The following is a 19,545-nucleotide window of genomic DNA, read 5'->3' on the forward strand; positions in this document are numbered from 1 at the left end:
AGGCCAGCACCGCACGATCACTGCGCGGCAGCGCAGACGCGCCTGATGCAGCCGCCGCCTGAAATACCCGGCAGCCCGTTCAGGAATGCAAGCGGTGGGCCAAAGTCAGGCAACGACTCGCCAGGGCCGCGCATCGGTGCGCTCCAGGGCCTGCTCGACCAGATCCCAGCCCGCACCCGGGCGATGTGCGCCCTCGCTCAGGACCTGCCGGAACGCCCTGCCTCCAGGCTGGCCATGGAACAGGCCCAGCACGTGCCGGGTCATGTGCTTCAAGGCCAGGCCCTGTGCAAGCTGTGATTCCACATACGGCTGATAGGCGCGCAGCAAGGACTCGTGTGGTTGTTCGGGCCGCTGGTTCAAGGCTGCATCCAGACAATGCAGGACGTACGGGTCGTGATAGGCGGCGCGGCCGAGCATGACGCCGTCGGTGTGCTGTAGATGCGCCATGGCCGCGTCCACGGCCACAATGCCGCCGTTGAGCACCACCGGCAGGCCGGGCCGCTCCCGCTTGAGCCGGTAGGCCCAGTCGTACCGCAGCGGTGGCACCTCACGGTTTTCCTTCGGCGACAAGCCCTTGAGCCAGGCATTGCGGGCGTGCACCACCACCATGGCCGCGCCGGCCGCGGCCACCTGGTCGACAAAGCGGGCAAACACCGCGTAGTCGTCATCGTCGTCCACGCCCAGGCGGCACTTGACCGTAATCGGCAAGTGGCTGGCCGCGCACATGGCCGCGACGCACTCGGCCACCAGCGCCGGCTCGCGCATCAGGCAGGCGCCGAAACGCCCGGCCTGCACACGGTCGGACGGGCAACCGCAATTGAGATTGATCTCATCAAAACCCCATTCCTGCGCGATCGCCGCCGCCTGTGCGAGCAAGGCCGGATCGCTGCCGCCCAATTGCAGCGCCAGCGGATGCTCCACCGCATCGAAGCCGATCAGGCGCGCGCGATCACCGTGGATCACCGCATTGGCGTGCACCATTTCGGTGTACAGGCGCGCGGACGGCGCCAACAGACGGTGGAACACCCGACAGTGGCGGTCCGTCCAGTCCATCATCGGAGCGACGGACAGGCGCAGGGAAGCGGCGTAACGATCGGAGGAAGCAGTCATCGACGAGTTAGCCGCAGCGAGCGACCATGGGAATGCGAAGCAGGATCAACAGCTTACACGGGCCCCGATGAATCTGCGGCAGTGCGGCACGGGATATGGGGGCGCCTACGTCTCACGCCTAGCTGCAGGATCGCTTGTCCGCGTGCAGGATGATCTAGCCAGACCGCTTTGTCGAATCCAAACCTTAGGCACCAGTGCAGATGCCGCTGGTGGCGCGCGTTGGCGGCCAGGATCAAAGCGATGCTCGACCGTCGGAAGGGGTAAACATCTCGCATGAGCATTGGAGTGGTTTTCCCTCGCTCGCCGAGGACCGGCGGCAGCGGGAGGCATCACGGCAAGTTGCGCGGTGCCTGTCTGCGTTCGCTCTGCAGAGCGAACGCGTTGCATCGTCAATGACGAGCGGAGTTTTCTCGGTCCAGTGCCGCAACCACTGCCGCGTGCGGACGGCAGCGAAGCTTACGGGTTACGGACACCGACACGCTCTTCGGCGCTCAGCGGCTTGCCCAGCGCATGGTAGGAGGCAACCAGCGTGATCAGGGCAGTACCCATGACCGTGTAGAAGCTCCACGACTTGGCCAGCACATGCACCTGGCCAAACATCAGCGCGACGACGGCAGTGGCCGTGCACAGCACCATGGCCAGCAGCGACATCAGGAAAGGGATGGAGGGATCGAGCTTCATGGTCCGGGGGTTCCAAGGTGCGATGCGATAGCTGCAGCATCGGCGTTCCCGGCGCTTTCTTGAACTGTTTTCTGCGGTTTTTTCCAGGCGATTCAAAGCAAGTCAGCAAGCACTCAGTTTTCTGTCAAAGCCTTGGCGCACAAGGGTTTGCGCGTCAGAAAAATCCTGACGCAATGGCGAAATGATCACCACCACTGTCAGAGATCCAGCGCGGCTGTGGCGGAAAACCGACGGCGCTGCAAGGCGCGGTTTGGGGGTAGCAGGCAGCGGTTCGAGTGCTGCGATGGAGGCGGCGCCCCTGATCGAAGCCGTCCACATGGCAGGTGCAGCAAGCGCCGATGGCTGCGCAACAACTAGGTGGGGCGCGGCATGCACCCATAGGCGTGGCATCTTTCGCCAGAGCCGCGGCGCGTTGCGATAAGAGCGCGCATGGCTACCTGCCTGCCGCACGGCAGCCGTTGGCTCCGAGCAGCTACCTGCTGCCTCTAGCGGGCAATGCGCAAGCACGGACGCGCAGCGCGGCCGAGGCGGCACGCTGTGAGGGGCAGGCTCGGCAGGCGCGCGGGACTGGCGCGCTCAGCGCGCCGGCGCGGTAGCGAATTCGCCACGTTGCAGCTTGGTCACATCGTTGCCCTGCCCGTCCTTGAGGCTGAGGTCCGCGCCCTTGGCGGCGAGGTCCTTGAGCACATCGGTGCGTTGGAACAGGGCTGCATACATCGCAGCGGTCTGGCCGGCGTTGTTGCGCTGGTCCGGCGCACAATCGGCCTGCATCAGGCGCTTGGCGATGCCCAGCTCGCCCTTGAAGATGGCACCCATCAGTGCGGTGTTACCGCGCTTGTCCTGCGCGCAAGGGTCGGCGCCGGCGCTCAGCAATTGCTCCACCGCCGGCCGCTGGCCGTGGTAAGCAGCCAAGATCAATGCGGTGTAGCCCTTTTCGTCGCGGGTATTGAGGTCGTAATGCGAGCGAATGAACTCGGCCAGCATGTCCTGGCGGCCCTCGCGCGCGGCATCGAAGAAATACTCGCGCAGCTGCAGCTTGATCTGCTCAGGCGTGGCAGTGGCCGTTGCGCTGGCAGCGGATGCAGGTGCAGGTGCAGGTGCAGGTGCAGGTGCAGGTGATGCAGCGTTTGCAATCGCAGACGCGCTGCCAAGCATCAGAAACAACAGGGTGCGCATAGCGATCTCCCGAAACGAAGACGACATCGCGGCGCAGGCCGCGATGTCGTCGAGGCGGATCAATCCTGCAGGCTGGAGGCCAGCTGCTTGACTCGTGCCAGGTCGCCCTTGGCCACGCGGGTGACGCCGGTACCGTACTCGGGGTCGGCCTTGTACAGGAACGACAGCATCAGGTGCTTGCTTTCGGTATCGGTGGTGGCCAGCGACTCACCGAAGCTCTGCACCAGATCGGCGCGGTCCTTCTTGCTGTAGGAGCGATACAGCTCGCCGGCCTGCTTGAAGTTCTGCTCGCGGGTGATCTTGGCCTGCTGGGTGGTGCCCGACAGCGGCAGCTCGCTGTAACGCGCAGCGGTGTCCTGCGGACGCGGCTCCAGGCGGCTCGGCTCGTAGTTCACGCCACTGGTGGTCTGACCGATGTTGCCCTGGCCGTCCTGGTTACCGTTGTTGACGGCCACACGTGGGCGGTTGACCGGCAGGCTCAGGCCATTGGCACCGATGCGATACAGCTGGGTGTCGGCATAGGAGAAGATGCGGCCCTGCAACAGGCGATCTTCCGAAGGTTCGATACCCGGCACCAGATTGGCCGGCGCCATCGCCACCTGCTCGGTTTCCTGGAAGAAGTTATCGACGTTCTTGTTCAACACCATCTGGCCGACCTTCTGCTCCGGCACGTCCGGCCAGATCTTGGTGGCATCGAGCGGGTCGAAGTCGAACTTGGCCAGGTCTTCGGGCTTGAGCACCTGCACGTACAGGTCCCACTTCGGGTAGTCGCCCTTCTTGATTGCGCCGACCAGGTCGTTGGTCAGGTGGCTGTAGTCCTTGGCCTGCACCGCGGCGACCTGCTTGGGATCGAGGTTCTTGATGCCCTGCAGCGTCTTCCAGTGGAACTTGACGTAGTGCACCTCACCTTGCGCGTTGACCAGCTTGTAGGCGTGCACGCCGTTGCCGTCCATGAAGCGATAGCCGGCCGGGGTGCCCTCGTTGGAGTACAGCAGGGTCAGCGTGCGCGTGGCCTCTGGTACGTGCGAGAAGAAATCGAAGCGACGCGAATCGTCATCCAGGTTGGTGCGCGGGTCCGGCTTGAACGCGTGCACCATGTCGGGAAACTTGATCGCATCGCGAATGAAGAACGTGGGGAAGTTGTTGCCGACCAGATCCCAATTGCCTTCGCTGGTGTAGAACTTGGTGGCGAAACCATGCGGGTCGCGCAGCGTCTCCGGCGAATGGTTGCCGTGGACCACGGAGGAAAAGCGCACGAACACCGGGGTTTTTTCGCCGGCGCTGAACACCTTGGCCTTGGTCAGGCTGGAGAGATCGGCAGTGGCGGTGAACTCGCCTTTGACGCCGGTGCCGCGCGCATGCACCACGCGCTCGGGAATGCGCTCGCGATCGAAACGCTGCAGCTTCTGGATCAGTTGCACGTCCTGCAGCAGCGTCGGGCCGGTGGCGCCGGCTGTCTGCGAATTCTGGTTGTCGCCGACCTTGGCGCCATTGTCGCGGGTCAGAACGGATTGGGCGAAGACCGGCGGAGCGATCAACGTCGGGGCTAGCAGGGCTAGCACCATGAGGTGTCCAGGGCGCATGGCGTCAGCTCGTTTGAGGAGGCTGAATCATCGCCAGCAGGCCGAAGCGTGAGAAGTCGTTAGTTATGATCGCTTCGATAGGGGAATCTGATGATGACGGCGTTGCGTGATATGCATCGCGTTAGAAGTCGGCAGCGAGTCTTAAATCACGCAGCAGCCTTCCACCTTCGGTAGGCAGCAGGAGCTCAACTCACTCACGTGGATGTGCTGGCAGGGACGCAGTTGCTGCAGTGCACAGGTCATTGGATCCCCGCTATGCGTGGTCACGACAACAGAGATGCGTACCATCACCCATTAGCACGACTACAGGCATGTAGCTGCTCGATGCGGCCGCCCTGCACGAACACCTGAGCCGCTGCTGCGTTATAGCCGGATCAATGCCCCCGCACGCTGTCCTCTTCCTCGGGCAGCCCGGCCTCTGCCCGGCGCTTTTTCAACTCGGCAGGATTTTCCAACTCGAACAAGCTGCCGTCGGCCCTGCGCTGCGTTCCGTAGCGCTGCGGTTTGCCCGACATGATGAGATTACGATCGATGAACAACGCAAGGTCCGCAGTGCTGTAGGCGCCACGTTGCGCGGCCGCCTGCATTTTTTGCAGAAAGTCATCGCGAAAGGCCCGGTCGGTCGAATGCTGCGCGATCAAAAAGCCTGCATGCGCACCCTCTTCACCCACGGAGGGAATGTCGGGAAAGCCAAATTGATCGATCAGGCGGGACAGCGCGGCCTGGTTTTCCCGTTGCGACGCAACCAGGCGCATGGCCATCTCTTTTGCTGCGCCCTGATTGGCCTGCAACTGCTGCGCGGTGACTGCACCACGAATTTCTGCACGGATCTTCTGGTCGGCATCGGCCAGTGCCAGCAACTGCTGACGGTAGGACGCATTCATGGATTGTTGCCTCGCCGGTTGCTCCTCTGCGTCTTCCGCAAACGCCTGCACGGGCATCGCCCATTGCCCCCATAACAGCATCCCAAGCAGCACCATTTTCATACGTACGCCAGTCCCGATTCTGGGGAACATCCGCCCCCTGCGCTGTCTTCACTCACCGCGGGCACCTTGCGCGGGCGTGGAAATTCCAGAGACCTATCGACGCGACCGTAAACCAGGAACGAGCAAAATTTGCTCGCAATATCCATTCCCGGTGCCTTTTCGTCCAGATAGAGAAACTGCCCCCCAGGGTTGAGCTCAAGAAATACCGGCTCGCCGCCGCCGACAGGCACGACGAAATCTGCGCAGAAAAAATCGACGCCCAGCACGGATCTCAGTGCATCAAGCTTGGCCTGAAGCCCGGGAAACAGCGGCACCCAGTCGTAACGCAGCGTTGTCTTGTGCCGGACCGCCCGATAGTCGATCTCCCCCTCCAGGGAGTGCCGCATCCGCAGACAGGCGTATTCGCCCCCCATGCAGACAACTCGCAAATCGGCTTGATGGTCGACGACTTGCTGGTAGGTTGTGGGACATGCGCGCAGATCGGCATCCGTCAATGGTTCGTTCTGCGAAATGCGTGTCGCATAGGAGACGCTATAGTTGGCGCCGTCGGCCCATGCGCCCACATTGAATGGCTTGACGACCACGCCATTCGCATGACGCTGACGAAATGCTTGAATGTCGCCAGGGCACTGGCTGATCAAGGTCTCAGGCACCACCAGACCACTGGCGATGGCCGCAGCGAGCTGTAACGGCTTCTGGTCTGCTGCAAGCGCCGCGAGCGGCGCATTGACCCAGCGCTGCACGCCATGTCCGGCGCCAAGCAGTGCAACAGCTCCCAGATCGAACAGCAGCCCCTCTGTCTTGATGAACTTGGTGTCCTGATCGTGGACATGTGCAGGCGCGGTCTTGTTGAACATCAAACGGCGGCTCCATGCCGCGTCGTAAGCAACCGAGGCGCCCTCCCGGACGACACTGGCGCCGCTTTGCCCATAGAGCAGGGAGCCCTCGAGACCACACGGCCACTGGCTCGTATCCAACAGGCTGGCCGTATGCCCCGATGCCGCAATCATCGCCGCAATCGTAGATGCATGCGTATCGCGATGAGGAGCGACGATCAACACCTTCCTAGGATCTTTTTGCATAGGCGCAATCTGTTCCGTAGTGCAGTCGAAGCATGGCGACATCTTCATGCCGCCATGCCGGGGGACACTTAGCCGACGATCACGATGGTCTCAGTGTCGACGGCCTCGACAATGATGATGATCAACGTATCGCCAGCACCACCGCAGGACACAGCACTGACTTCTTCCTGAGTCATTTCACGTGCGAAGCGCTGGGCGACGGGACGCGAATTTTCCATGAGTTCAAAGTTTTCCATTCCTTACTCCTTGGCTGCTTCAGGGTAGTTCGCCGGCGAGATTGCCGACGCGCTTCTCGATGCCGTGATGGGCATCAAGTCTCTCGGCAGCATGACGGCTGCCCGGCTTGTCACCCGACTCGGCAACAAGCGATATCCTGCGATCGGCAGATGCGATCGTTTCCTGGCGATGCGCGATGATGATCCTTGTCATTTTCATCGCTTTGATATGGGCGTTGACCACTTGGTCCCTCGTGGAATCCAGATGGCTGGTTGCTTCATCCAGCACCAGAATCTTCGGTTGGCGATACAACGCACGTGCCAGGATGACGCGCTGCCGTTGCCCGCCCGACAGGATCGAGCCCATGTCGCCGACCAGCGATTCATATCCCATGGGCATCCGTGCAATATCGTCGTGGATCGCGGCCAGCTGCGCAGCGCTGGCGATCCGCTCGATACTCGAGTCAGGATCGAAGAAGGCGATGTTGTCGGCTAACGAGCCCGCAAAGAGCTGATCGTCCTGCATGACTGCCGAGACCATTGCCCGGTAATTCTCCAGCCCATATTTGCGGATATCCACACCGCCGACCTCAATGCTGCCCTCCGTTGGCTCGATCAGGCCCAGCAGCAATTTGGCGAATGTCGATTTACCGCATCCGCTCGGACCCACGATCGCGACCGACTCACCTGCTTCGATGCGCAGGTCGAGATTACGGATGACCCAGGGGTCGTCGTCCGAGTAACGAAAGCTCAGCCCTTTCACGTGAATTTCCGGAACCGGCTCTGGACCGCTATAGCTTGAAATTTCGTCGAGCTCGGGCGCCGTAGTGGCGATATCGGCAATCCGCTCGGCGTGCAGGCGCAACATCTTGAGCTCGATGAATTTGTCGACCAGGCTCGCAGCCCTGCTGGTAAACAAATCCGCAAACGCCAGGAAGGCGACCAACATGCCTGCAGACAGCGTCCCGCTCAGCGCCAGATAGCCACCGATGGCGATCAGGAACACCCTCTGCGTTCCAAACAGGCCCTGATTGAGCGCATTGAACGCCAGGCCGAAGCGTTGGGACTGCATTTCCAGCCGCACGCTTTGCGCAGTGGCGCCGAACAATCGTCCTTGACGCAGCCCCTGCTTGTTGGCCAGCTTGATCGCTTGAATTCCGCGTACCGACTCCATCAGCTCGCTTTGCTGACGTGCGGCATACGTCAGCTGATCGCGGCTGACCACGAACTGGAGTCGATAGAACGCCAGGCGCAAACCCAGATACAAGGCAAAGGCAGCCAGCACCAGGCCGGTGAGTGCGGGGCTGTAGGCCAGCAGGACTGCCACTGCCAGGCATCCGGTCAGGCCGTTGAGCATTGCCTCGACGAAGCTGCCGGTCAACGTGGTCTGGATGGACTTCAACGAGGAAAAGCGCGACAGCACATCGCCCATATGCCGCTTTTCGAAATACTCCAGCGGAAGCCGCAGCAAATGACCGAACAAGTTGGTGATCCATTGCGTGTTCAACGATGCGCCAAGCCAGCTGACCACCCAGCTGCGTGCAAGCGTCAGAACCGTCTGGAAGAGCACGGTCAACAGGAAGGCGATGGTCAGGATCTTGAGCAGCGGCATATCGGCCGAGACCAGCACATGGTCGATGACCCACTGCATCTGGAAGGGCAACAGCAGCGCCAACGCTTCGATTGCCAAGGCTAGCCCGAAGATCTGCACTAACCCACGCTTGAGTCCGAAAATGCGTCCGGTGAGCGAGCGCAAGGACAACGCTGGCGTTTCAACCGAAGGCTCGAAGCTCGTGCCTGGCTGCAGCTCCAACAACACGCCGGTGAAATGCTTGCCGAGCTCGGACATCGGCAATCGGAGCGTCCCTCGCGCAGGATCGTGAAGCAGTGCCACGCCACGTACCACTCGCTCTAGCACCACGAAATGCGACATATCCCAATGCAGGATACAGGGTTGCCTGAGCTCCTTCAGATACTCAGGTTCCGCACGCATCGCACGGACATCCAGCCCCATGGCGCGCCCGATCTGGACCAATCGCTCAAGGCGCACGCCCCTGAGGGAGATGTTGAAGCGCCGCCTGACCTGTGCAAGGTCGATTTTGTCGCCGTAATAGCGGGCAATCATGACCAGGCAGGCAAGACCGCACTCTGCCGCCTCGGTCTGCATGATCGGAACGATGTGCGCGCGGTTCGACAGCAACTGGTGAACGGAGGTGGTGTCGATCATCCGCGCTGCCCAGCCGAATCATCGGAAAGGCGCGACGTCATTTCGTAGACCGGCTCAAACATCCATTCGATCAACCGACGCTTCTCAAGCAGGATATCTGCATCCAGCGCCATGCCTGGACGAAGTGACTCCTGTCTTCCATTGGCCAGGATGTGCTGACTTTCCAACTCGACCACTACGCGATAACGAGCTTCATCAATCTGCTGTCCCAGCAGCGATGACACTTCTTTGGAGCTGATCGCGCTGCGCGAGACGTCGACCACACGCCCTGCATGGCGGCCGAACTTCTGATACGGGAAAGCCTGGTAGCGCAACAGCACTCTATCGCCGCGCGTGACGAATCCAACTGCCCTGGAGGGTACCCACAGCTCGGCCCGCAACTTGATGTCCTTGGGCAACAAGGTGATCAAGGGCTGTTGCGCACCCACCGGTTGCCCTGCGTGCACGAGCAGGTTGGTAACGATTCCATCGGTTGGCGCACGCAACACCACCGAACGGCGCGCCTCGGTTTCCGAGAGCGATTGCGCGACGTCTGCAATCTGCCTGGCGATCTCGTTACGCTTTGCTTCCAACGTCGCAGGGGTTTGTTCAAGCTGCGACTGGAGTTGAGAGTGCTCCACACGCAGGTCCAGCGCACGTTTCTGCAACTCCTTGAGTTGCGCCTGGTTCTGGATGGCGATGTCTTGCTGCTGCAGCAACTGGACCTTGGTCAATATCCCCTTTTCTGCAGCACTCACCCACTGTTCGTAGAGTCCCAGCGCACTGTCTGCGCGCTGGCGTTGCAAGCGAATTTGCTCGGCAGTGTTATCCATCTGCGCTTGGAGCAGCGCGACACGGCGCCCCAGATCGCGCTGTTGGGCAGCGTAGAGCTGATTCTGGGCCTGCAGATCCGCATTTAGGCGCCCGCGCTTGATCTCCAGTTGCGAAATCACCGACGCCTGGGTGTCACCCAGTGATGTGCTGTCCTGCTCTCCGGAAATTTCCACGATCGGCTCGCCTGCCCGCACCCTCGCCCCCTCTGCGACGAATGCGTTGGAGACGATGCCAGCACTGAGCGGTGTCAGGGTCAGCAGACCACGGTCCGGGACGAGTGCGCCGTTGACTGCTTCGTGCCGTGTGAAACTTCCAAGGCACAACAGCCCGACTACCGCAGCAATAAGAGCGAGCGCAATGGCGAACAACGGCCAACCGAACGTGGGCGCCTGAAGACGTACCGGTACAAGCCACGCATCGCGGCGAGCACGTAACACTTCTTCCCTGAAGAACCCGCCTGGCATGTGCACTCCCTGCTTCGCTGAGACCTGCGCCCACTTCCTTCAGGCTCAGTTAATCAGCAAAACCGATGCGGTAAAGCGCACTGCGTCGCATAACGCTATGCCGTTATGACGACCGATATATGGCACAGGTCCGTGGCGAGTCCGAACTAGCCGATCACCCGCTTGAACGGCGGCAACGCGTCGATGATGCGTTTGCCGTAGCGACGGGTGAGCAGGCGCGAGTCGAGGATGATCACGCGGCCGTGGTCGCTGGAGCTGCGGATCAGGCGGCCGGCGAATTGGGTGAGCGTGCGTAGCGCGTGCGGGATGGCGATCAGGTTGAAGGCATTGTGCCCGCGGCTTTCCAGCCATTCGCTCAAGGTGGAGGTTTGCGGATCGGTGGGCACGGCGAACGGCACCTGGGTGATGACCACGGTGGTGCAGGCTTCGCCCGGCAGATCCAATCCTTCGCCGAAAGAATTCAGACCGAACAGCACCGAGCCTTCGCCGGCGGCGATGCGGCGCAGATGTTCGGTGATCAGTTGCGACTTGTTGCCCTCGCCTTGCACCAGCACGCGGTTGCGCTGCGCCAGCGGCATCAGGTCGGCCACCTTTTCCATCTTCCAGCGCGAAGTGAACAACACGATGCTGCCCTTGGCGTTCCAGTCCAGTTCGCGCACCAGATATTTGGCTACTTCCTTGGGATGACCTTCGCGGTCGTCGGGCGTGACCGGGAAATTGGGCACGATCAATTCGGCCTGATTGGGCAGGTCGAACGGCGAGGCCAGCGATGCCATTTCGGCGTGATCGGGCAAGCCGTTGTCGATGGCGAAGGATTGGAAATCGCCGCCACCGGTGAGCGTGGCCGAGGTCATCACGACCGAGTCCACCTCGTTCCAGATCATCGTGCGCAGCACCTGCGCGGCCGACACCGGCGAGCAATGGCAGACCAGATCACCGTCGCGCGAGAGGGTGATCCAGCGCGCCATCGGCGGCTGACCTTCCTTGTCTTCGCGGCGCCAGCCGCTCCACAGATTGTGCTGCTGCTCGGCCATTTCCAGCGCCAGGCCGAGGCTGCGCTGCAGACGTTCGCGCGCGGAATCGTCCTGTTTTCCCTTGGCAATGGCGCTGTGTGCGGCATGCACCCAGTTGAACAACGCGCGGGTTTCTTCACCGAGTTCTTCGATGGCCGGGCCCCATTGCGGCGGCAACTTGCCGTTGGCCGCGCGCCACAACGGATCGCGCTCGCCCGGCTCCGGCTTCCAGACGCGTTCGACTTCTGCGTGGAAAGCCTTGAGCAGTTTGGACACCCGCGCCGCCACCTCGATGGCTTCGTTGGGCAGCAAGTTGCCCAGCTTGTCCTTGTCTACTGCGCGATAAGCGGCCGCAATCAAAATCTGCATACGTCCGGTGCGCCGGGCCATGTCGTCCAGCGGCAGATTGGCCGCGCCCTGGTCGATCGCCACGCCGGCGATGTGATGGCCTTCGTCGAGCACCAGCAGCATGTCCGCTGGCGGGGCGATCAGCGGCTGGCCGTTTTCGGCATCGCCCAGCGAGAGCGACGACAGCAACAAGGCGTGGTTGGTGACCACGATCTGCGCCTCACGCACATCGGTGCGCGCCTTGAGTACCGGACATTGCGCCGCGTAGCTGCAGCGGCGCCCTGCACAGCCGGAGGCCGGGGTGGTGATGCGCATGCGCAGCGGCACGGAGATCTGTTCTGGCGCATCGTCCAGATCGCCATTCCAGGTGCGAGCGGCGTAGGCCTTGGCGAGGCGCTTGGCCAGATCCGCATCGACCGGGCTGAGCGGGCGGTCGTACAACGCCTGCTCGTCTTCGAACATGGCGTTCTGGCTGGTATCGCCTTCCAGCTCGGCGGCATTGCGGGTGCACAGGTAGCGCGTGCGGCCCTTGGCCAGGGCCACGGTGGCGTCAAGACCGGTGGCCTTGAGGAAGGCCGGGATGTCGCGTTCCACCAGCTGCGATTGCAGCGCAACGGTGCCGGTGCTGATGACCAATTTTTTCTTGGTGGCCAACGCGATCGGCACGCCGGCGGTGAGATAGCCCAGGCTCTTGCCCACGCCGGTGGGCGCCTCGGCGATGCCGATGCCGCCGGAGGTGGCCAGGGCACGCGAGACCAGGCCGATCATCTGGCTCTGCGCGCGCCGCGTGGCAAAGCCCGGCGTATTGGCCTGCAGCTTGGCATAGGCGTCGCGGATGCTGGCCTTGATCGGGTCGGTCAGGCTGCGCTGGGTGGGAACGGGCGCCGACGGCGCGGTCGGTGGGGCAACTTCACTCATCGCGCTATTTTCGCATGGACCGGCGCAGTGACTGCGACCGGCGCGCCGCACGGCTGAACGGGTTGCCTGCTTGTAGCGCGACCGGCCCATCCTCGTCGGCAAGCCGGCACCGGGCGGCAGTCCCACGCCGGTGCGACTGCCGCGCGGCCGAGGGCATGGCTCGATTGTCCGATCGTGGCCTGCCAGCACCGGCCGCCTGCAGGCACTCGCCGCCTGTATCACCCGAAAGGCGGCGCAGTGAATGCCGCTGCAAGACCCGCCGCTGTCTTTAAAGCGTCGGCACGATCAATGCGCTTAGTTCCGCTGCCGGCGCGCCGGCCACGCATAGCGCGCCCATACCAGGCCGATGGCCGTCATTGCGATGCCCATCAACAGCATGCCGGCACCCACGCCATTCGGCCCGAAGCGTTCGTACAACAGGCCACCACGATTGACCGCGGCCAGCGCCTGCGGATGCAGCAGCGTCCACACGCCCTGCCCGGCGCAGACCAGTCCAACGATCACCAGCAAGATGGCTTTGATCGGGATCATGGGCGCGGACCCGTGCCAGCGGGCGAACGCTGCAGGCTGGCCGCCAGCGTCCACACCAGCACGCCGATGCCCACGGCCTGCACGGCCATCAGCACGAAGTGGGCGATGCCGACCACCCTGCTGATCTGACGCACGTTGCCTTGCTGCAGCAACAGCATCGGAATCGCCTGGACGCCGACCTCGGCGAACAGGCAGCCCAGCAGCAGCCAGAGCGCGGCCAACCCGGCGCGCCGGCGCGGGCCATGCGGTGCGCGCCACACCAGGACCAGCCCGAGCAGCAGCGCAATCAGCATCGGCACGCGCGACAGCAGGCTGGTGACCAGGGTCAGCAGGATCGCGGTGGCATCGGCGCTGCCCACCTCAGTCAGCACTGACCAGCACGGCCTCGCGCGCGCGCAGCGCGGCGTAGACCGGGTCGGTGTCCGGGCGTACGCCGTGCCACAGCGCGAAGCTCTCGGCGGCCTGTTCCACCAGCATGCCCAGCCCGTCAATGGCGTACCGGCAGTGCGCCGCGCGCGCCCAGGCCAGAAATGCAATGGCGGTGTCGCCGTAATTCAGATCGACCGCAGCAGTGAGGCTGTTGACCAGGCCCAGTGGCAATGCGAACGCGCCGGCATCGCGGTCCCGACCGGCGGCCGTGGCATTGACGATCAGTTCGAAGTCGCCGAGCTCACGCAGGTCTTCGATGTAACGCGACATCACCCGCGCCGGTTCGCCCAGCGAATCGCACAGGGCATCGGCGCGCTCGGGCGAGCGGTTCACCACCACCATTGCGGTGATGCCCGCCTCCAGCAGCGCCGGCGCCACACCGCGTGCAGCACCACCGGCGCCCAGCAGCAGCACGCGGCGGCCACGCAGATCCAGGCCATGGCGTTCGGTGAGATCGCGCACCAAGCCGGCGCCGTCGGTGTTGTCGCCCTGCCACTGGCCGTCGTTGCGCACCAACGTGTTCACCGCCCCGGCCAACCGCGCGCGATCGCTCAGGCTGCTGGCCAGCGCATAGGCGGCTTCCTTCAACGGCAGGGTGACGTTCGCACCTTTGCCGCCTTCATCGGCGAAGCGTTGCAGCGCGGCGCTGAAGTCTTCCAGCGGCGCGTCGATGGCGGTGTAGTCCAGCGCAATGCCGGTCTGCTTCCCGAACTCGGCGTGGATGGCCGGCGACAGCGAATGGGCGACGGGGTGACCGAACACGGCATAACGGGATACGGGCATGAAACGCTCTCTGGTTGACTAGACTGTGCGCGACTTGGAGCCGCTCTTGAGGCAGGAACACCGCATGCACTATCGATGGACGCTGCTCACGCTGGCGGCAAGTTTACTCTGCGTCCCGTCTGCTTCGGGGCTTGCCGAATTCGGCATCGAGGGCATGGGCGTGGTCTCCACGCCGGCCAACGAGGCGCGCGCCACGCTCAGCCCGGACGGGCAACGCATCGTCTGGGCCAGCGACCGGGCCGGTGGTGCCGGCGGCTGGGATCTGTGGCAGGCGCAGCTGCGCGGCGGGCGTTGGCAGGACGCGCAGCCGCTGCCGATCAATACCGCGCAGGACGAGACCACCCCATTGTTCAGTGCCGACGGCCACTGGCTGCTGTTCGCCTCCACCCGGCCCAGCGGCGCGGGCGGCAGCGACCTGTACCGTGCCCCGGTGGATGCGCAAGGCGTCGTGGGCCGAGTGCAATCGCTGGGCGCGGCGATCAACAGCGCCGGCAACGAGCGCGCACCGACGCTGTCGCTGGACGGCACACGCCTGCTGTTCGCCAGCGACGGTCATGGCGGTGCTGGCGGCATGGATCTATTCGTCGCGCACTGGGACGGGCAGGCGTTTACCGCGCCGGTGGCCCTGGTCGACATCAATAGCGCCGCCGACGAGCTGGACGCCGCCTGGCTCGGCGACGGACGCGCGTTGGTGTGGGCTCGGGGGAAGACCACGGGCCCCAGCCAGTTGCTGCTGGCCATCTGCAAGGACGGCCATTTTGCCCAGGGCTCGCCGCTGCCGCTGTCGTTCAACGGGCCGCAGGAGCGCACCTTCGGCGCGGTCGTGGACACGGCCAAGCCGGGCGAACTGCTGGTGACCGGCAGTGCGCGCGCACCGCGTGCAGGGCAGTTGGACATCTACCGGATGAAGGCACCGGCAGCCGATGGCGATGCGCGTTGCCGTTGAAGTAGGTGGAGCGACCGCGTCGACCCAGAGCGGTTGGACGCACGTAGGGCACGCCGGTGTATTGCAGGGTGGATATCTGGGCTTTGTTGCAAAGCCACTTATCCGAGGTCTGGATGCAGCGCACTTGATCGGCAACCGGGCTGGGTGGGCAAGCAACAATCGCGCCGGTCGGTGTGCATTGCGCGATGCATTAGACCAATCACGCGTCGGCTCGTTCGATCCCTTGCCGCAGCGACTAGCTACCGTCATGACCAAGCCACTCACGGCGACAACCCAATCGAAACTGCAGCGATCTGCTCGTGGAGTGAGCTGCTTGAGTAAGACGCCAGCCAACTCTCCAGCGCGGTGCCCTCGCCGCTTGCGGGACCGGTGGCGGCATGGACGCCCCCATCGAGCCCCCACGGACAGGTTCACGACCTGTCCCGTGAGCGGTGAGGACACCGCGCGCTCGACCGACCAGGCGTTTGATTGCATCGAAGAGGATGCCGATAACCGAGCGCTGTGTCGCCACCATGCGGACGTGGCACGCACTGGGACTCGAAAGGTGTCAGCCGTGCCATCGGGTTCTGCGCTCTCTGCAACCGCCTAGCGTGCATTCACTGCGTTGCTAGCCGATGTAAGGCCGGACTGCAGCGGTCATGACCGCACTCAGTACACATCGCGCCGATAACGGCCCGCCGCGGTCAGCGATTCCAGTCGCGAGTCGCCGAGCACGTCTCGCAACGTGGCATCGACTTCGCGCGCCATGCTGTCCAGACTGCCGCAGACGTAAATCACCGCGCCACGGTCGATCCAGTGCCGCAGCGTGTCGCCAGTGTCGCGCAAGTGATGTTGCACGTAGCGTTTTTGCGGTTGATCGCGCGAGAACACCCACTCCAGCTGCTGTAGATGCCCACTGGCCTGCCAGGCCTGCAGCTCGTCGGCGAACAGGCGGTCGTGCGCCGCATGCCGTTCGCCGAACAACAACCAGTGCCCATGCACGCCGGCCAACTCGGCCTCGCGTAGCAGCGCGCGCAGGCCCGCAATGCCGGTGCCGTTGCCGATCAAGACCATCGGCATCGTTTCGAGCCGATGGAACCCGGGATTGGTGCGCAACCGTGCGCGCACCGGCGTGCCGATCGCCGCATGGCAGATCAACCAACCCGAACCCAGACCGGGACGACCATCGGCACGTGCCGTCAGCCGCACCACCACCATCGCAGTGCCGTCGGCCGGGACGCTGGCGAGCGAATAATCGCGTGTGGGCAGCCAGCCGCATGCGTCCAGCCAGGTCTGCGGATCGGGGCGATGGGCAAGTGGCGTTGCGGGCGGCTCGGGCAGTACGCGCTCGGCAGCAGCCTGCTGCAATGGCAGCAGCTGCGCATCCACGTGCACCAGCGCGTCCGGCGCCAGGCCCCATGCCGCCAGACAGGCGTGCACCTGTGCGTGGGCATGCGCGGGCTGCACTTCGAGGATGTCGCCGGCCTGCCATTGCGCATCGGCAGGCGGCTGCAGATCGACGCGCCAGATCGGCGCCCCCTCGCTGCCCGGATTCAGATGCATGCGCGAGGACAGGGTCCATTCGGTCAGTTTGGGACGTGCCAGCGGCGCCACGCGCATGGGTGCACCGGCGATCTGGCCCAGCTGCGCATGCCATTGCGCCAGTGCCTGCGGATCGGCCTTGTCCAGTTCCACCGCAGGAAACAGCGCGCGTGCACCCTGCGCATCCAGCCACTGTTCGACGCGCCGCGAGAATCCGCAGAACTGCGCGTATTGGCGGTCTCCCAGCGCCAGCACCGCGTAGGTCAGCTGCGGCAATTCCAGGCGTTGCCGCAGCAGCCCGCGCTCGAAACCGCGTGCCGCATCCGGTGGCTCGCCATCGCCAAACGTGCTGATCACAAACAACGCATGCCCGGTGCGTTGCAGCGCCTGCGCCTCCAGCTGCGCCAGCGAGCGCACCTGCACCGGCAAGCCGGCGGCCTGCAGATGCCCGGCGGCCTGCCACGCCAGGCGCTCGGCAAAACCGCTCTGGCTGGCAAACGCAATCAACCACGGGGCCGCTTGCGAGGCCGGTGCTGCGCCTTGCAACACCTTGCGCGCAGCGCGCAGTTCGCGTTTTTTGCGGCGCCGATCCAGATACAGCATCCAGCCGGTAACGAAGAAGACCGACATGGCCAGGCTGGCCAGCATCACCACGATGCGCCCGGGCAACCCGAAGAAACTGCCCGAATGCAGCGGGAACATGCTCACCGCCAATTGCTGCCCGCGCGGCAGCAGCGTGTAGTCCTGACGCTGCAGCAGTGCTCCGCTGTCCGGCGCGATATCCAGGCTGTTGTAGGCGCGGTCGTGAGCGGGATTGTCGGGCAAGAACCGCACATTTAACGGCTGCCCGGCGCGCGTGGGAATGCGCAGATCCAGGGCGGCGCTGCGCGTGGCGGGAATGCCATCGAGCGTGCGCTGCACGCGCGCAAGATCGACGGTGGCCGGGCGGCTAGCGCCGTTGTCGCCACGTATCGCAGGCGCAGCGCCAAGCAAGGCCATCATGCCATCGCGATACCAGGGGTAGGACCAGGTCAGCCCGGTCAGCGCGACCAGCAAATACACCAGCAAGCACCAGGTGCCGAACACCGCGTGCAGGCTCCACAAAAAACTGCGTCCCTGCCGTCGCCATTCCACCACCCACCAGGTGCGCGGGCTCCACCACCGTCGCGGCCAGCGCAGATACAGCCCCGATGCGCAGAAGAACAGCAAGACGAAGGCGCTCGCACCGGTGACCGCCTGCCCGCGCTTGCCGGCCGTCAGGTTGCGGTGCAGGTCTTCGATGAAGGCAAACGCAGCGCTCAGCCGCGGCGGCGCGACCCGCTCACCCGTATAGGGATCGAAGTACACCCGGCCCGCGCCCTTGCCGGCGAGGCGCGCGGCAGACGGGCGCGCACCCGTAGGATCGATCAACAGGCGCGTCACCGTCTGTTTGTGCCCTGCACTGGCTGGCGCCAGATCGAGCCGTTGCAACAGCACATCCACCGGCAAGGGCCGCTCGCCCGCCGCATGCCGCTGCGCCAGCTGCGCAATGGCCGGGTTGGCCAGACGCACGATCTCGTTTTCGAACGACATCGCCGCGCCGGTCAACCCCATCACCGACAGCACCAGCCCGGCAGTGATGCCGAGCAGCCAATGCAGCTGGAACAGGAGCGTCTTGATCAAGACCTGGACACGAAACAGGACGGCCGGCCATTGTAGATGAGAATGAGTCTCGCATCCGATCTGCATCGATGCTCATGGCGTTGCGCGGCGTCTTGCCCGCCGCGCGCCCGCAAGCGCCTTGTCTTGCCTGCGGCGTCCTGCCGCGCCGTCATCTGCCGCACATGAGGCGGTCATCGTTTGGACATCGCCTGTTGCCACCTTCCCCACTCCCCTTGGCAAGCGAGCTCTGCAATGTCCTCCCTCCTGCGTGGTTGCGTGGCCCTGGCCCTGTTGTGCACGACCTCCGTGGCGGTGGCCGCCACCAGTTGTCCCAGCCTGTACGCGAACGGCACCCCGCCCAGCGTGGGCAGCAGCACGACCCGCACCACCGAGGTGTGCCACACCGAATACGTGCTGCTGGCCTCGGGCGTGACCAAGGACCCGGTGTATTCGGCCGAGCACCTCACCGACCAACAGGTTGCCGGCGCCGAGGCGATCGGTCGGGTCGGCTCCTTCCACGACGAAACCGGTATTCCGGCCGCCGATCGCTCGAAGAGTTCCGACTACACCAACACCGGCTACGACCGCGGGCACATGACGCCGGCCGGCGATGCATCGACCGAAAGTTCGGAAAAAGAAACCTTTTCCATGGCCAACGTCGTCCCGCAGGACCACAAGCTCAACACCGGCGAGTGGGCGCACATCGAAGAACAGGTGCGTCAGTTGGCCAAGCAACACGGCGAGTTGTACGTGGTGACCGGCCCTGCGTTCGACAGCGGCACTGCAGCGACGATCGGCACCGACAAGGTCGCCGTCCCGGCGTATGTGTGGAAGGCCATCTACGAACCGGGCGTGGGCGCGGGCGCGTATCTGTGCGTCAACGACAGCAGCATCAACTGCGATGTGGTGTCGATCGACGACCTGGTCATGATGACCAACGTCGACCCGTTCCCCTCGCTCAGCGCCAGCGTGAAGTCGCAGGCGATCGCGTTGGTGCTGCCCTGAGACGAGAGACGGGATTCGGGATTTGCACCACTATCAGTTGCTGGCTCGGCGCTGGGCCGTCGCCAGGCGCGTT

At 64.0% G+C, this 19,545-nt stretch carries 16 protein-coding genes; 2 read left to right on the forward strand and 14 right to left on the reverse strand.

Annotation, left to right across the window (positions count from 1 at the left end; genetic code table 11):
• Positions 1–105 precede the first annotated feature (105 nt).
• From dusA to aroE, 13 genes are all read right to left on the reverse strand, one after another.
• Positions 106–1,110, reverse strand: coding sequence for a tRNA dihydrouridine(20/20a) synthase DusA (gene dusA, locus FLG15_RS19925; RefSeq protein WP_057687005.1), 1,005 nt, complete (start codon positions 1,108–1,110; stop codon positions 106–108).
• A gap of 456 nt (positions 1,111–1,566) precedes the next feature.
• Positions 1,567–1,791 (reverse strand): hypothetical protein, encoded by a 225-nt coding sequence (locus FLG15_RS19930; protein WP_057678903.1) that lies wholly within the window; start codon positions 1,789–1,791, stop codon positions 1,567–1,569.
• A gap of 576 nt (positions 1,792–2,367) precedes the next feature.
• Positions 2,368–2,967 (reverse strand): ankyrin repeat domain-containing protein, encoded by a 600-nt coding sequence (locus tag FLG15_RS19940; RefSeq protein ID WP_150147177.1) that lies wholly within the window; start codon positions 2,965–2,967, stop codon positions 2,368–2,370.
• Positions 2,968–3,026: 59 nt separating this feature from the next.
• Positions 3,027–4,532, reverse strand: a complete 1,506-nt coding sequence (gene katB / locus FLG15_RS19945) for a catalase KatB (protein ID WP_170922321.1) — start codon at positions 4,530–4,532, stop codon at positions 3,027–3,029.
• Positions 4,533–4,924: 392 nt separating this feature from the next.
• Positions 4,925–5,536 carry a DUF6624 domain-containing protein gene (locus tag FLG15_RS19950; protein WP_057678901.1) on the reverse strand — a complete coding sequence of 204 codons (612 nt, stop codon included), beginning with the start codon at positions 5,534–5,536 and terminating at the stop codon, positions 4,925–4,927.
• Positions 5,533–6,666 carry an ATP-grasp domain-containing protein gene (locus FLG15_RS19955; protein ID WP_057678900.1) on the reverse strand — a complete coding sequence of 378 codons (1,134 nt, stop codon included), beginning with the start codon at positions 6,664–6,666 and terminating at the stop codon, positions 5,533–5,535. Before FLG15_RS19955 ends, FLG15_RS19950 begins: the two co-directional genes overlap by 4 nt.
• 20 nt (positions 6,667–6,686) lie before the next feature.
• Positions 6,687–6,854: a hypothetical protein gene (locus FLG15_RS23615; RefSeq protein ID WP_017156254.1), complete on the reverse strand. Its 168-nt coding sequence runs from the start codon at positions 6,852–6,854 to the stop codon at positions 6,687–6,689.
• A gap of 19 nt (positions 6,855–6,873) precedes the next feature.
• A complete protein-coding gene (locus FLG15_RS19960) occupies positions 6,874–9,060 on the reverse strand; it encodes a peptidase domain-containing ABC transporter (protein ID WP_150147180.1) in 2,187 nt (728 codons plus the stop codon).
• Positions 9,057–10,337 carry a beta-barrel domain-containing protein gene (locus FLG15_RS19965; protein ID WP_268271669.1) on the reverse strand — a complete coding sequence of 427 codons (1,281 nt, stop codon included), beginning with the start codon at positions 10,335–10,337 and terminating at the stop codon, positions 9,057–9,059. The genes FLG15_RS19960 and FLG15_RS19965 overlap by 4 nt, the downstream gene beginning before the upstream one ends.
• 146 nt (positions 10,338–10,483) lie before the next feature.
• Positions 10,484–12,616 (reverse strand): ATP-dependent DNA helicase DinG, encoded by a 2,133-nt coding sequence (gene dinG, locus FLG15_RS19970; protein ID WP_057678898.1) that lies wholly within the window; start codon positions 12,614–12,616, stop codon positions 10,484–10,486.
• Positions 12,617–12,910: 294 nt separating this feature from the next.
• Positions 12,911–13,147 carry a hypothetical protein gene (locus tag FLG15_RS19975; RefSeq protein WP_017156258.1) on the reverse strand — a complete coding sequence of 79 codons (237 nt, stop codon included), beginning with the start codon at positions 13,145–13,147 and terminating at the stop codon, positions 12,911–12,913.
• Complete coding sequence (locus FLG15_RS19980) at positions 13,144–13,518, reverse strand: hypothetical protein (RefSeq protein ID WP_057678897.1); 375 nt, start codon at positions 13,516–13,518, stop codon at positions 13,144–13,146. Before FLG15_RS19980 ends, FLG15_RS19975 begins: the two co-directional genes overlap by 4 nt.
• A complete protein-coding gene (gene aroE / locus FLG15_RS19985) occupies positions 13,508–14,359 on the reverse strand; it encodes a shikimate dehydrogenase (protein WP_057678896.1) in 852 nt (283 codons plus the stop codon). The genes FLG15_RS19980 and aroE overlap by 11 nt, the downstream gene beginning before the upstream one ends.
• 64 nt (positions 14,360–14,423) lie before the next feature.
• Here aroE and FLG15_RS19990 point away from each other — a divergent pair, with 64 nt between their 5' ends.
• A complete protein-coding gene (locus FLG15_RS19990; RefSeq protein WP_057678895.1) occupies positions 14,424–15,305 on the forward strand; it encodes a TolB family protein in 882 nt (293 codons plus the stop codon).
• Positions 15,306–15,953: 648 nt separating this feature from the next.
• Here the strand turns inward: FLG15_RS19990 and FLG15_RS20000 are convergent.
• Entirely contained in the window at positions 15,954–18,488 is a 2,535-nt protein-coding gene (locus FLG15_RS20000; RefSeq protein ID WP_057678894.1) for a PepSY domain-containing protein, read from the reverse strand.
• Positions 18,489–18,719: 231 nt separating this feature from the next.
• On the opposite strand from FLG15_RS20000, the gene FLG15_RS20005 reads away from it, so the two are divergent.
• Positions 18,720–19,472, forward strand: coding sequence for a DNA/RNA non-specific endonuclease (locus FLG15_RS20005; RefSeq protein ID WP_057678893.1), 753 nt, complete (start codon positions 18,720–18,722; stop codon positions 19,470–19,472).
• Positions 19,473–19,545: the final 73 nt, after the last annotated feature.

The organism is Xanthomonas phaseoli pv. dieffenbachiae (assembly GCF_008639345.1).
Classification (GTDB): domain Bacteria; phylum Pseudomonadota; class Gammaproteobacteria; order Xanthomonadales; family Xanthomonadaceae; genus Xanthomonas; species Xanthomonas phaseoli.